Origin of the sequence: Providencia sp. PROV210, assembly GCF_028479445.1 — a bacterium.
Taxonomy (GTDB): Bacteria; Pseudomonadota; Gammaproteobacteria; order Enterobacterales; family Enterobacteriaceae; genus Providencia; species Providencia rustigianii.
This window is the reverse complement of record NZ_JAMPNQ010000006.1, coordinates 1-14,426: the sequence shown is the minus strand read 5'-3', so window position 1 is coordinate 14,426 and position 14,426 is coordinate 1. Positions and strand designations below refer to the sequence as shown.

At 41.8% G+C, this 14,426-nt stretch carries 11 protein-coding genes and 3 tRNA genes; 10 read left to right on the top strand and 4 right to left on the bottom strand.

Annotation, left to right across the window (positions count from 1 at the left end):
* The first annotated feature begins 195 nt into the window (after positions 1–195).
* The 7 genes from PR761_RS05355 to PR761_RS05325 all read left to right on the top strand — a co-directional run bounded on the left by PR761_RS05355 (position 196) and on the right by PR761_RS05325 (position 4,183).
* Positions 196–699: a YlaC family protein gene (locus PR761_RS05355; RefSeq protein WP_006813502.1), complete on the top strand. Its 504-nt coding sequence runs from the start codon at positions 196–198 to the stop codon at positions 697–699.
* A gap of 136 nt (positions 700–835) precedes the next feature.
* Positions 836–911, top strand: a tRNA-Asn gene (locus PR761_RS05350).
* Positions 912–1,209: 298 nt separating this feature from the next.
* Positions 1,210–1,285: transfer RNA gene (locus tag PR761_RS05345), tRNA-Asn, on the top strand.
* 281 nt (positions 1,286–1,566) lie between these two features.
* Positions 1,567–1,642 (top strand) — tRNA-Asn (locus tag PR761_RS05340).
* 192 nt (positions 1,643–1,834) lie between these two features.
* Positions 1,835–2,884 carry a dihydroorotase gene (gene pyrC, locus PR761_RS05335; RefSeq protein WP_154611243.1) on the top strand — a complete coding sequence of 350 codons (1,050 nt, stop codon included), beginning with the start codon at positions 1,835–1,837 and terminating at the stop codon, positions 2,882–2,884.
* Positions 2,885–3,111: 227 nt separating this feature from the next.
* Positions 3,112–3,366, top strand: coding sequence for a biofilm formation regulator BssS (gene bssS, locus PR761_RS05330; RefSeq protein ID WP_006813504.1), 255 nt, complete (start codon positions 3,112–3,114; stop codon positions 3,364–3,366).
* A 223-nt stretch (positions 3,367–3,589) separates the two neighbouring features.
* On the top strand, positions 3,590–4,183 hold the full coding sequence (locus tag PR761_RS05325) for a LuxR C-terminal-related transcriptional regulator (RefSeq protein ID WP_230083626.1): 594 nt from the start codon (positions 3,590–3,592) through the stop codon (positions 4,181–4,183).
* A gap of 38 nt (positions 4,184–4,221) precedes the next feature.
* On the opposite strand, the gene trhO is transcribed toward PR761_RS05325, so the two are convergent.
* The 4 genes from trhO to ttrB form a co-directional block, all read right to left on the bottom strand.
* Positions 4,222–5,268 (bottom strand): oxygen-dependent tRNA uridine(34) hydroxylase TrhO, encoded by a 1,047-nt coding sequence (trhO, locus tag PR761_RS05320; RefSeq protein ID WP_039854447.1) that lies wholly within the window; start codon positions 5,266–5,268, stop codon positions 4,222–4,224.
* Positions 5,269–5,653: 385 nt separating this feature from the next.
* Positions 5,654–8,737 carry a tetrathionate reductase subunit TtrA gene (gene ttrA / locus PR761_RS05315; RefSeq protein ID WP_115164149.1) on the bottom strand — a complete coding sequence of 1,028 codons (3,084 nt, stop codon included), beginning with the start codon at positions 8,735–8,737 and terminating at the stop codon, positions 5,654–5,656.
* On the bottom strand, positions 8,730–9,776 hold the full coding sequence (ttrC, locus tag PR761_RS05310) for a tetrathionate reductase subunit TtrC (protein WP_006813509.1): 1,047 nt from the start codon (positions 9,774–9,776) through the stop codon (positions 8,730–8,732). The genes ttrA and ttrC overlap by 8 nt, the downstream gene beginning before the upstream one ends.
* Positions 9,758–10,495 carry a tetrathionate reductase subunit TtrB gene (gene ttrB / locus PR761_RS05305; protein ID WP_039854287.1) on the bottom strand — a complete coding sequence of 246 codons (738 nt, stop codon included), beginning with the start codon at positions 10,493–10,495 and terminating at the stop codon, positions 9,758–9,760. The genes ttrC and ttrB overlap by 19 nt, the downstream gene beginning before the upstream one ends.
* A 252-nt stretch (positions 10,496–10,747) precedes the next feature.
* On the opposite strand from ttrB, the gene ttrS reads away from it, so the two are divergent.
* From ttrS to PR761_RS05290, 3 genes are all read left to right on the top strand, one after another.
* The gene (gene ttrS / locus PR761_RS05300) at positions 10,748–12,490 is read left to right on the top strand and encodes a tetrathionate respiration histidine kinase TtrS (protein ID WP_039854289.1); all 1,743 of its coding nucleotides are present in this window, start codon (positions 10,748–10,750) and stop codon (positions 12,488–12,490) included.
* Between the two features lie 115 nt (positions 12,491–12,605).
* Complete coding sequence (ttrR, locus tag PR761_RS05295; RefSeq protein ID WP_006813513.1) at positions 12,606–13,202, top strand: tetrathionate respiration response regulator TtrR; 597 nt, start codon at positions 12,606–12,608, stop codon at positions 13,200–13,202.
* 68 nt (positions 13,203–13,270) lie between these two features.
* Positions 13,271–14,218 (top strand): Kdo(2)-lipid IV(A) acyltransferase, encoded by a 948-nt coding sequence (locus tag PR761_RS05290; protein WP_112836529.1) that lies wholly within the window; start codon positions 13,271–13,273, stop codon positions 14,216–14,218.
* The last annotated feature ends 208 nt before the right edge of the window (positions 14,219–14,426 follow it).

The window sequence follows — 14,426 nt, the reverse complement described above, 5'->3', positions numbered from 1 at the left end:
CCTAACAAATGAGCTGCACTTTATTGATAGTGTAAAGGTTTCTTTGTTGAAACGTGATTGTTTACTCATCAATATTTAGCAAACAAACTCGAAACAATGACAATCCAGTTAAATATTTTTTTTAACTGATATATAACAATTCATTCGCCGCGTGATACCCTCCTAGTATAGATATCTGACAGAGAGTCACTTACCATGGATATTATCAAAAAAATACTTATCGACGATTTAGATGCTATTAATCTACGCGAAGCTAGAGATGGAAAACCTCACTTTAATAGTCAATTTTTAGCTAATCACCCATATCTCTGTATAGGCATGATTGCCGCTTACTTACCACTGGCTATTATTCTTTGGTATGCCCCCTATTTTGGACCTTATTGGACGGCAGGGATCACTATCCTATTTATCGTGCTAGCCAGTGTTCTATTATTCGATGTTAAACCCGTTTATCATTTTGATGATATTGGTGTTCTCGACTTGCGGGTCTGTTATAACGGCGAATGGTTTGTCACAGAGCCTGTATCTGAAACTGCACTGAATCAGATCCTTGAATCAAAAGAAGTTCCAGCATCAATTAAGCAAGAAATCTCTCGTTTATTAGCATTAAAAGGAATGCTCTCTTTTTATGATATTTATCATATTGCATATCCAGAGATCCCAGCGCTAACAAGAACTGCTTTAGCTACTCAAAATTAATGCAATATCAAATATATAGCATAAATTCCAGTCAGAATGAGCAGTGAATGAGCAGTTGGTTTTTTTTTGTATTTTTATCGTTGACAGTTCGAGGTGATGTCGTTAATATTCGCCTCGTTCTCAGGAACGAGTCAATTCCTCCATAGTTCAGTCGGTAGAACGGCGGACTGTTAATCCGTATGTCGCTGGTTCGAGTCCAGCTGGAGGAGCCAAATTTAAGAAGCCCGCTTCAGGTAAAACCTAAGCGGGCTTTTTGTTTTTTAATATTATATCCTTGCTAATTCGCTCTTCTAGCTAACGCCCACTAAATCTCTTACCCATTATTGCTATCATTTTTTAAGTTGCTACCCTCTTAGTAACACCATAAAAATCCGACAGCTACTGGATTCAGGCATAAATAAACAGCAATTTGTTTAATTAACAACCTGTCGAGCATTTTTTTTCAATTTTATGCTTTACAAGTGAATACTGGCTGGGTAATATGCGCCTCGTTCTCAGGAACAAGTCAATTCCTCCATAGTTCAGTCGGTAGAACGGCGGACTGTTAATCCGTATGTCGCTGGTTCGAGTCCAGCTGGAGGAGCCAAATTTAAGAAGCCCGCTTCAGGTAAAACCTAAGCGGGCTTTTTGTTTTCTGTCTTCCCAGGCTTCTCAGCTTAACCATCTTTATTTTCCTAAAGATTTCATCCCTCGATTAAATTTTATTAAATATTTTTCCAATTACCGTTATTTTTTCTTTCAAACATAGGTAGTTAGAGCAAAAATTTTTCAATTCGCACAGATAACAGGCAAACGAACTCATTTTGCTATTTTCCCCTTTGACATTACTGATGGGGAAAGCTAATATCCTCTGCGTGTTAGGGAAGTTCCTCCATAGTTCAGTCGGTAGAACGGCGGACTGTTAATCCGTATGTCGCTGGTTCGAGTCCAGCTGGAGGAGCCAACTTAATACTACTTTTCCGTTTTTCTCTGTATTATTCCCCCCTTATTTTTCCCTATTGTTTTTTTAAAACCCCTAGATTTATTGTGTCAATATTTGCTATTTATCATAGCTATTTTATTTTTTTCGATTTATCATTCTATCCCGGCTTGAGCACTTGCTCATCTCTCATCCCCCCTTTATGGAGCCGGTTTAATGACAACAGTAACAACTCTAACGATCCGCCGCCCTGATGATTGGCATGTTCATTTTCGCGATGATGAAATGTTAAAAACAGTCGTACCGTTTACTAGTCAGTTTTTTGGTCGCGCCATTGTCATGCCAAACCTTGTCCCACCGATTACTACCGTAGAAGCCGCGAAAGCATATCGTGAACGAATCAAAAAAGCCGTTCCCAATGGACATAAATTTACCCCATTAATGACCTGTTATTTAACAGACACCACTGATGCTCAAGAGTTAATCCGTGGCTTTAATGAAGGCGTATTTACAGCTTGTAAATTATATCCTGCAAATGCGACCACTAACTCTAGCCATGGCGTTTCCGATATTAAGAAAATTTATCCCGTTCTTGCTGCAATGGAACAAGCTGGGATGCCATTACTGATTCACGGAGAAGTTACTGCCAGTCATATTGATATATTTGACCGTGAAGCTTTATTTATAGAACAAGTCATGTTGCCGCTGAGAGCACAGTTTCCACAATTAAAAGTAGTCTTTGAGCACATTACAACGAAGGAAGCTGCGCAATATGTACTGGATGCCAATGAATTCACCGCAGCCACATTAACGCCTCAGCATTTGATGTTTAATCGTAACCATATGCTAGTCGGTGGTGTTCGTCCGCACTTATATTGCTTACCTATATTAAAACGCAATGTACACCAAGATGCTTTACGTGCAGCTGTCGCTTCTGGTTGTGATCGCTTCTTCTTAGGAACTGATACAGCACCACATATTCAATCTCGTAAAGAGACTTCATGTGGATGTGCGGGAGTCTTTAATGCACCAACGGCATTAGCCGCCTATGCGACTGTTTTTGAAGAACTCGGAGCCCTAAAACACTTTGAGGCATTCTGCTCCCTGAATGGACCCAAGTTTTATGGACTGCCCGTAAATGAAGGTCATATCACGCTAACTAAAGCACAAAATATCATCTGCGATTCTATCGAATGCGCTAATGATAAGCTTGTTCCATTCTTAGCTGGCGAAGATTCAGGCTGGACTATTGCCGTAAGCCAATAAACTATATATGGGAAGGTACTCGCCTTCCCATAACTCTTTTTTAGTAGAAATCACTTACATATTTTTATAACAATCATAAAATTATGTAAAAAAATGCTGCAACCACTACCATATTTTCAAAATATTCATATACTACATATAGCTCGTCCTGAGTTACCTGCTCTTAGTCATTGATACGCTATTATCACCATGTTTGATTTATCACCATGTTTGATTAGGAGGTCTAAATGAATAGAAAAAATGATGTCATCCAAACCCACCCTGTTGTTGGTTGGGATATCAGCACTGTTGACGCTTATGACGCAATGATGCTTCGTTTACATTACCTCCCAGAGCAAAATAAGAGTTTAGACAGTGCCGTCGTGGATAAAACCATGTGGTTAACAACTGATGTTGCTAGGCAGCTGATTGATATTCTTCAGGCTGGAATTGATAAAATTGAGTCTGGCGAATATGTAGAAGCTAACTTCAAGACTCATTAGCAAGTAACAGATAAAGGATGGATATTTGTACTGTTGCAAATATCCATTACCAATCTATTTATTATCCAAACCAACCCCTCCATTGAATAGTAATAAATAAAATTATAAATTTATTTATTAATTGCAAATACAACGGTTAATTTATTGTTTTTATTATTACTTGATTGACTTTCATATCAATTCCAATTTATTGTAATGCTCTTTTCGGACAAGGATGTTCCCTATGAGAATATTAGTCATTGATGAGTGTTATTATACCCGCCTTGGTATTACTGAATATTTATCTTCTAATAAAAAATTAGAATTCATTAGTACAGGGTGCATTAAAGATGGTATTGAATTTGTAAAAAATAATTCACCCAGTATTGTTCTGGTTAATTTAACCTATTACTGTCACTACTCTAGCTATTGCCCATTACTTAAAGCACTATTAAATGCATCGAGTAGTATTAGATTTTATATTTATATTAATGCCACTTATCCATTAACAGATAACCCTCTGTTACTTAAGGATAATTTTTTTATAATGTCAAAGAAGATAATAGCCAAAACACTTGATAAAGTTATTAATGATTCAGAACAAATAGAAAAAATTACTAAGCTCGCTAATAATAATGATTCATCTATTTTTACTATAAAAGAACAGAATATAATTAACAACTGGATGAATGAAACACCAAATCATATTATATCCAGGAAACTCGGGATAAGTAATAGCACCGTATACTCACAAAAACGGCATATTACGTCTAAAGTTTTTGTTAAGAACAGAATTGAGTTATTTTTTATTTATAATGTTTTTAAATATCTTTATTAAAAAAAGCCCTTTTGAGGGCTTTTTTATTAATCAAAAAATTACTTATGGCTATTTAATAATCCATCTGATAAGCGGTGACGCGACTTATTAAATATTTTATTACTGACTTCACGTCCAGCACGACGAGAGCGTTGTTCATCTTCAGGGAGTTTCATTTCTTCCGTACATTCAACGCTACAGCACCCTTCATATTTTTCAGCACAACTTGGGCACTGGATAAATAGCAGATGGCAACCATCATTTTTGCAATTCGTATGTGTGTCGCAAAGCTCACCACATTGATGGCAGTGCGCGAGTGTATCATCAGTAATGCGCTCTCCCATCCGATTATCAAAAACAAAGTTTTTACCTTTAAAGCGCAGCGGTAATCCCTGTTCTTTTGCTTTACGGGCGTATTCGATAACGCCACCTTCAACATGATAAACATTCTGGAAACCATTATGCAGCATGTAAGCGCTCGCTTTTTCACAACGAATACCGCCCGTGCAATACATCACCACGTTTTTATCTTTTTGATCCTGTAGCATTTCAACAGCCATTGGCAATTGCTCTCTAAAAGTATCTGACGGCACTTCTAGCGCATTCTCAAAATGCCCTACTTCATACTCATAGTGATTACGCATATCAACGAAAATCGTATTTGGATCGTCGATCATCTCATTCACTTCGTGCGCTTTCAGGTATTGCCCTGTATTCTCAGGATTAAATGTTTCATCCTCAATCCCATCAGCAACAACGCGATCGCGCACTTTCATCCGTAAAACCCAAAACGATTTACCGTCATCATCAATAGCAATATTTAAGCGTAAATTATCTAATCGTGGGTCTGTACTGTAGATCAATTCGCGCAAGGCATCCACATTAGAGGCAGGAACACTAATTTGAGCATTAATGCCCTCTTTCGCAATATATACGCGACCAAAAACATTCAATGCTTGGAACTGTTGATACCATTGATGACGAAAAGCAACAGGGTCTTGAATATTAAAATACTTATAAAAAGATATTGTCGTGCGCGGCTCTGTTTCTGCCAACATACGTTCTTTCAGAACTTTGTTTGAGACTTGGTTATGTAACACTGGCATGGTGTTCGTTTTCCCTTTGTAACGCATTGATATTAAATTTGAGTTTTCATTCATCGCGTGTTGGCGAGTAAATTGTGATTATTATCACCTTTATTATGTTAATAAAAAACCTTTTATTTGGAGGGGTATTGTTTAGAGAACGTATCGAAATGATAATTTGATGTGATTAAAATATGAGAAATATAAAAAAGGGAGGGCTCCCCCTCCCAGGCACTTGCCGAAGTTACGATGGTTAGCTACATCGTATATGCGCAATGTCAACTGCTTACAACAGAGAAAGCGTTCCCTATCCCGCTATGCAGAACGGGATAGGTTTGCAATCTCTTTACTGCACTTACTACTTTTATTGCATACCAACTTACTACTTCACTAAATAAAACTTGGATTAGCTAATTCGCTCAATGCGTGCGGGTAAACCTTGTCTCACCGATGCACCTGATACCCAGTCAAGCCATGTATTGGCAACTTCACGAGTTGGGTCAGCAAAACCTAAATCGTTTAAGTTAATCCCTGAACCATTTGCCGCATTCATTGGCATAGGTTCGCCATTCAAATAATGTTGTTTGGCGCCCATTTCGGTATGACCATAACCATGCTCAACAGCCAGAACCCCTGGCATTACACCATCAAGTACACTAACTTGAGCTTCACCATGACCACCTGGCGTAGTTATCTTGATCCAATCTCCGTGCTTAACCCCCATTTTCGCCGCATCATCTGGGTGGATAGCGACTAAATTTGTTGGTTTTACATGACGTAAACGCTCAATCATCGTGGTCGAACTACTCATGACATGGGATTTAAACGACATCATTTTCAATGGCCATTCTTTCACTGGGAAGACCACATTCACATCTTCTCCATTTGCCATACGTGGTGGATAGTAGGTTGGACATCCACTATAACGCTCCCCTGTAATGGCATGACGGTTAATTGCGACCGTTGGGTTCCAGATCTGTAATCCTTTTTTCCATTGTGGACCCGTTGCATCTCCATCCCATGATTTCTCATACGGCGCAAAACGACCACCACGCGTAAAGATATAAGCGACTCGGCGTACTTCTTCCGGTTTCAGGACTCGAGTAATTTCAGGCATGATTCGAGCTACACCGCTAATTTGAATATCTTCTGTCGCAGCTTCAGGAACTGGCTTTTCACCTAGCCATGCCATGTTTGCCGCTACGCGTAGATAATAATCTTCTGCGGTATTTAATGGATACATGTTGCCATCCATATCGGCAATCACATTATCACCAAAGCCCGGTAGATTAAGCTGCTTAGCAACCGCGATACAAAATGCTTCCATTGAAATCGGCTGCCCATCTGCTGTTTTCGCTGTACGTGAACTCACAATCGGCCAACGAGCCGTACTGGCTTTCACCTGCACACCAGACCATGGGGCGCTAAATCCCCAACTTTCAAAGTTATGGGTATCTGGCACGATGTAATCCGCCAATGCGGTGGTTTCATTCATAAAGGCATCGATACCAATAATCAGTGGCAGATGTTTTGGATCTTTCAGTTTCTCTTCCATGACCTGACGAATACCCGCAATACCATAGACAGGGTTGGTCATGTTAGTGATCCAAGCTTTCAATGGATACGGATATCCCAGTAAAGCTGAGGCTAACTGCTCAGTTAATTGGCCTTTAGCAAACGGATACCAAGGGGCTTTGGCTGGATACGGTTTTTCACCTGCAGCAATTCTAGCTTTAAATTCATCTGATTTTTCATAGACTTCATTACTGCGAGATAACACAACACCTTTAGGTTTTACCTTCCCTTTGTAGCCAGAAATATTGTAACGAGGACCATCATTTTCCCCATTAAATTTACCACCACCAACGGAAACGCCCCCTTTCAGGTTCAGGTTACCAATTAATGCATTCAACATAATGACGGACCAAGCGGTATAAAAGCCGTTACCACTCATCATGCCGCCATGAGAAATAACCGCCGCTTTTCTATCATAAGACGTTAATGCCTTACCCAGTGATTGAATCGTTTTAACGGGTACTTGGCAACGCTGGCTATACTCTTCGAGAGTCATGCGGTCAGCAGCTTCTTTCAAGCATTGGAAGCTGGATTTTACCGTCACTTCACTGCCATCATGTAAAGTCACTTGGCGTGTGACAAATAACTCAGCGTTTGTCACCTCATCCGCCAGCTTCAGCTCACCAGAAGTATCTTGCACCAGATAAAATTTCTTCTCTTCATCTTCACTTGGAACACCCGTGAGATGAGTCTGTTGCAATAAATTTCCTGCTAATGGATGTTCATCATCCGTAATCACTAAATGGGTCGCATTCGTCCAGCTTTTCTCGCCAGCGGCTTCCATGGACTTTTCACTAGGAACACTGAGATAAGCTGCGTTATAGCGCTTATTTTCAATAATCCAGCGGATCATTCCCATCACTAATGCCGCATCCGTTCCCGGTTGCACAGGCACCCAGTGACCGTGGTCATTCGCCAATGTCGTTGTTAACGGCAGAGCAGGTGATACCACCACGTAGTTAAAAGAGTCACGTAACCGCGCACTCGCTAACTGACGACCTTGACGTTTGAATGGATTGCCTGACTGAGCTGGCGATGTGCCTAAAAACAGTGCAAAACGGGTATTATCCCAATCGGGTTTGACGTGGGCATTCTTGTCCAAGTCATCCATCAATGCTCCAGAACCCGCTCGGTATGCAAGACCGCAGTAAGAACCGTGAGCCCCAAAGTTTTTACTACCAAACGCATTTTGAGCGAAACGACGGATAAAGCCGTCACGCCCGTCATCACCCGCATTAGTCACTAATAATTGGTTTGCTTTTGGGCCTAATTTAGGTTGAGAAGGATCTAACGGTGTTTCGAGGTCACGAATCGCTCTTAAGCCATCAACATGCCCTTCACCAAATAAATCCCCCCCCTCAGTAACTTCTTTAATGAGCTGTTCGAAGCTTATACGTTCCCATTTACCTTCCCCACGCTTACCAACACGCTTCATTGGCTCAAGAATACGTAATGGGCTGGTTAAGCCTTCCATTAGCGTTGCACCTCGAGCACAGGCTGTTGAGCGATTCTCTAATCCACTTTCACCACTCATTTTTTCAAACGCGGTGGTTAGTGGCATACCATATGGGAAATGCTTTTCTTGGGATAACGGATGATACGGGTTGCCTGCAATTCGTAAGACTTCATTTTTTGCCGTATCGACACGAGCACGGATACCACACTGAGTCCAACAACCAAAACATTGAGTCATCGCCACAACTTGGTCAGGATTTTCTTTCCAGCCACCAATCGCATTTCCTTCAGGAATGAGCGAGTTACCGTTAATTGGGCTAAGTGTCACTTTACCGGAGGTGCCATCCACTAAACCATCGACCGCACGTTTAGCCACTTCACGATAGCTTGCACCGAACAGAGCCAGACCACCGACAACTAAACCACCTTTAAGCCATTGACGTCTTGAGAATTTAGCCATGTTGCACTCTCCCCGCAAACCAGCGAACACCTTCGCGAATAATAATTGTTAAAGCAATCCACAATCCAAATGTACCGATTATCGCCAGTAACCCATCATCGCCTAATGGGAAATGGTATGGATTAGTGATGATGTTATATTTTGGCACCGCTTGAACTTCCATCAGGAAAATCCAACGTAGCGTCCACGCTAATGCCATAGAAACCACGGCTAAAATAGTAATGTAAGCCACTGAACGTCTGATTTTTAAGTTACTCGCAGCCATCACAAACGTGATAACCCATAGCGCACAAACGCCCATCAACATCCACCAGCCTGGGCTAGCAACATCAAGCTGCTGACGAACCGCAATCCCTGACGTGGTATCACCGGATAACCACAGTGCAAAACAAACCGCAAATAGCAACAATGTGATCGCTTGGAAACGAGCTAATCGATTTTGATACTGAGGTTCGCGACGTGCCCCCAGAGCAACTAATGCTGGCAATACTTGCATCGCACTCAAGAACATTAATACCGGGATCCACCAGCTAAACCAAATTGGACGAGCAATAAGAACAGATGCCTCACGACCGGTATACAGCAATAATCCCAGTGCTGATAATGCACTTAAGAGTGCAACCCAACGTGTCGCTTTATACTCTTTTTTCCAAATCAGCTTGACTAGCAACGCTACAAAATAGAGCCCCACAAATGCGGTAAATAATGGCAATAATACCGATCCCCACCACATCCAAGACCAGACGGTTGGATGTGCATAGAAATGCCAAACACGTGCGGTTTGGTGCAAATCAGCGGTTAACGCTAGCGGCGCAGTGATCCCCATCGTGATAGCAATAAACACCGAGATCATTTCTAAACGTCCGTTTTCGCTTTTGTTCTGCCAATGCAAATAACAAGCGTAGAGCACAGCGCAAGCCGCAATACCAATAAAGAAGAAATACTGTACCGCCCAAGGAAGCCAGAAAAATTCTTGCGGTTGAGCCATAATTTCTGAAATATAAGTCACTTGCTCGCTCATCAGAATACCTCCTGCCATAACGCCGGTTGCCCTTTACCTTGTAAAGGTTCCACAAACGCATCATCTAGACCGAGATAAAACACCTGTGGTAACGTGCCGCTTTCTGGTTTTAAGACTTTAATTTGTGCTTCATGCTCGCTGAGCATCTTGCGAATAGTGCTATTCGGATCTTTTAAATCACCGATAATACGTGCCCCACCGACACAAGATTCAACGCAAGCCGGTAATAATCCAACTTCTAAGCGGTGAGCGCAGAAAGTACATTTATCCGCAGTTTGTGTGGAATGGTTAATAAAGCGCGCATCGTATGGGCAAGCTTGTACACAATAGGCACAACCTACGCAGCGTTCATTATCCACAACGACAATGCCATCTTCACGTTGATAGGTCGCTTGAACTGGACAGACAGGCACACAAGGTGGGTTATCACAATGGTTACATAACCGCGGGAGCAGAACGTTGGTATAGCCCTCATTCCCTTTTAATGAAACCTGATATTGGCTAACAGTAGTCCTAAATTCACCCTGCGGAGTTTGGTTCTCAACGGAACAACTAACTGTACAGGATTGGCAACCTACGCAACGGCGCAGATCAATCAGCATTCCGTAGCGTTTCTCTGGGTTACCTTCTCGGCGAGTTGGGGAGAAGCTTAGACCCGCTTCGGCGATCGGGATCAAGGATGCGCCGGCAGTCACTGCCCCTATTTGTTGTAGGAATTTTCGTTTACTCAGATCCATAATTGGCTCCAGCATTGACATTGCTTATGCGAAAATAAAAGTTAATAATCAATATGTTATTGGTTTTTCAGACTTTATTGGCAACTTACTGCTGCCTATATTTGGTCACTGCAAAATTCTTATTTCTCTTTAAAATCGCTGTGTTATCTTGTACTTCACTGAAGCCAGTGTAAGAAGAAAACCGCTGCGCCCCTATTGTGGTTTACCACATACCCGAGGCGATATTGATCTAACGCAACGAATAAACCCTATATGTTAAAAAAATCGTCTATGCCGTTGTATCACATACTTTTAATGACACTGCTGATATGGTGTATACCAGCGAGTGCCGCACAATGGACAATCGGCGTACTTGCTCTTCGTGGCCCCAGTTTTACGCAATTACACTGGCAACCCTTAATTGATACGTTAAACGAATCCATCCCCGGGGAAAGCTTCACTCTCCAGCCGCTAAACCTTGAAGAGATGAAAGACGCTATCTTCAATCGCAAAATCGATTTTCTTCTGACTAATCCTGCACAATTTATTCAGTTAGATAACCGCTACCACTTACGTTGGTTGCTCTCATTACGTTCAGATGTTGAACCCAACAGTACAACTCGCAATGTCATTGGCAGCCTGATATTGGTACGCAAAGACAGCGATATTCATACGGCGGATCAACTCATAGGTAAAAAGGTGGGCGCTATTTCACCCGATGCGTTTGGTGGGTATTTGTTGGGTTATAAAGTTCTGCGCGATATGGGATATGACACTGAAAAAGATTTTCGGATGCAATTTTTAGGCTTCCCTGCTGACGCCTTGTTGTATGCCCTGCGGGATAATTCACTCTCTGCGACCATTGTGCCTGTTTGCTTATTGGAAAATATGGACAGCGAAGGGCTGATTGATAAAAATCAGTTTCGTCCATTACTGCAAAAAGAGAGCTCCCTGCCATGTTTGACAAGTACCGAGCTATATCCCAATTGGTCATTTGCTGCATTAAGTGAAGTGCCTGATAATTTAGTGGATAAAGTCACGAAGACCTTACTTTCCGACGATAATTCGAATATGCGTTGGGGGGCTCCAGCCTCGATGACTCAAGTCGAAAATTTATTACGGGACGTCAATCAGCATCCCCAGCAACGGGAAATTTGGCAAGATGTGGTGAGCTGGGTTATCCAACACCAAATCACCATTGGCATTATTGCATTGGTCTTTTTATTGCTTGGTATTAATCACGTTTGGATTGCCTTTCTGGTTCGGCGTCGTAGTCGGCAGCTCGAAGTGGCTCATAACCGATTACGCCAACAAGAAGCGAATCTACAAAAAGCCCAGCGACTGAATATATTAGGTGAAATGGCCTCTGGATTTGCTCATGAGCTTAACCAACCTTTGTCGGCCATTCGCAACTATGCTCAAGGCTCCATTTTACGATTGAAAAAAGAATCCGAAACGCATCCACTCATTGGGGCTATTGGTAAAATTGACGAACAAGCTCAACGTGGTGCCGATATCATTCGTAATCTACGTTTATGGGCTGGAAAGCCGGGACAAGAATCCACACTCAACTTTCGTCAACAATCTGTTAAACAAACTATTAATCATATATGGCAATTGTTGCAGGTCGAACAACATTATCCACAGGCTCAGTTATCCCTCCCCGAAACACCGGATGTTCAACTTAATCTTCCTGAAACCTTACTCGACCAACTGCTATCAAATTTGATCAGTAATAGTCTGCAAGCGGGAGCTCATCATTTACGCTTTAATTTTCACTTTGCAGAAAACCGTTTTTTATTAGTTTTACACGATGATGCTGGTGGGATGCCAATTGAGCAACTCAATCAAGGGATCACACCGTTTGCTACCACAAAGCAGGGGGGATTGGGGTTAGGATTAGTGATTTGCCAACGGTTAATTCAAAGCCAAGGTGGTGATATTCGTATTGAAAATCAGCTTAATGAAGATGGCGTCAATGGTTTGTACGTGACGTTAATTTTTAAATATCCGTAATAAGCGGAAATAGCGCATGTTTTGCCACACAAATGATAACATTCCCAATAACTATATGTGACAATGCTATGCGAACAATTAATATGTATATTAAACAAGCCTCGAGGTATGGTTGATGCCCGTTATTCACCTTGTCGATGATGACACTGATGTCACTGATTCCTGTCAATTTTTACTCGAAACATTAGGCTATACTGTCACGGTATGGAATGACAGCGAACAATTCATCCACCATGCCCCTCTCCATGAGGAAGGCGTTGTATTGCTAGATATGCGGATGCCGAAATTAGATGGTCGTCAAGTCCATCAATATCTCAAGGAACAACAAAGTACACTCTCTGTTATTTTTCTTTCTGGTCATGGAGATATTCCAATGGCCGTGGAGCAAGTCAAATTTGGTGCTATTGATTTCTTACAGAAACCCATTGATAGCCAACAACTTGCCCAAACCCTTGAACAAGCGCGTATACGCACCATTAAAGCCACTGAAGATTATTTAGTGAAACAGCGATATAACACACTGACGCCTAAAGAAAGAGATGTTTGTCGCTACGTGCTTCAGGGATTGATCAACCGGGAAATTGCAGATGTTGCGTGTGTGTCTGTACGCACTGTAGAAGTTCATCGTTCCCGCGTGATGGAAAAAATGGCGGTCAGAAATCTTGCTGAATTGATGAGCACTTTGCAATCAGCTCAGTTATTCAATGAATAATTTGGTATAATTACCCTCAATAAGAGTTTATTTTCCTATTGAATACAACTAGGTAGAAATATAAAACAATGATACAAGCACCAAAATTTAACAAAAGCTTATTGCACCCTCGTTACTGGCTAATTTGGCTAGGCATTGGCATTTTATATGTTCTTGTTCTGCTGCCTTATCCCGTTATTTATTGGATCGGTATTCGTTTAGGGCGTTTCTCTAAACGATTCTTAAAAGAACGCGTACAAATTGCGGATCGTAATCTGCAATTATGCTTTCCGGATATGAGCTTGCAACAGCGCCAAGAATACATCGATAAGAACTTTGAATCTGTGGGTATGGGCGTTTTTGAAACAGCAATGGCCTGGTTCTGGCCTGATTGGCGTATCCGCCGTTGGTTCAAAATCATCGGATTAGAAAATATGCGTGCCGCTCAAGCTACAGGTCGTGGGGTCATTGTACTTGGCGTACATTTTTTGACCTTGGAGATTGCAGGACGTGCCTTTGGTATGCATAACCCAGGAATTGGTGTTTACCGTCCAAATGACAATAAGTTGATGGATTGGCTGCAAACCCGCGGGCGTTTGAAATCCAATAAATATATGATTGGTCGCCGCGATGTCAAAAGCATGATTAGGGTACTGACTGAAGGCGAAGTCCTCTGGTACGCCCCTGATCATGATTATGGCCCACGAAATAGTTCATTTGTCCCCTTGTTTGCCGTAAAACACGCTGCAACCACCAATGGTTCTGCCATGTTAATTAAACACGGAAATGCTTTAGTCGTTCCATTTGCAGCCCATCGCTTACCTGATGGAAAAGGTTATGAATTACATATTCAACCCGCAATCGATGATTTCCCTGTTGATGATAATGTTGCAACCGCAGCAATGATGAACAAGGTCATTGAGCAAGAGATTTTACGTGCTCCTGAACAATATATGTGGCTCCACCGCCGGTTTAAAACTCGCCCTAAAGGGGAACCCTCTTTATATGGCGATTTAGATAAAATTCATCACCGTTAGGCTGTTACACGAAAACAAAGTAAAAATTTCCCCAAAATAATTCGTGTTGCAGCTAGGCGGCTAGCAAGATAAGACCTAGGAGCATACAAAAGTATGTGACTAGGATTAGATTGTGCAGCCAACAACGCTGCAGCGCGAAGTCTCTACGGGTACTCCCAAAATAATTCGTGGTGCAGCTAAGCGGCTAGCAAGATAAGACCTAGGAGCA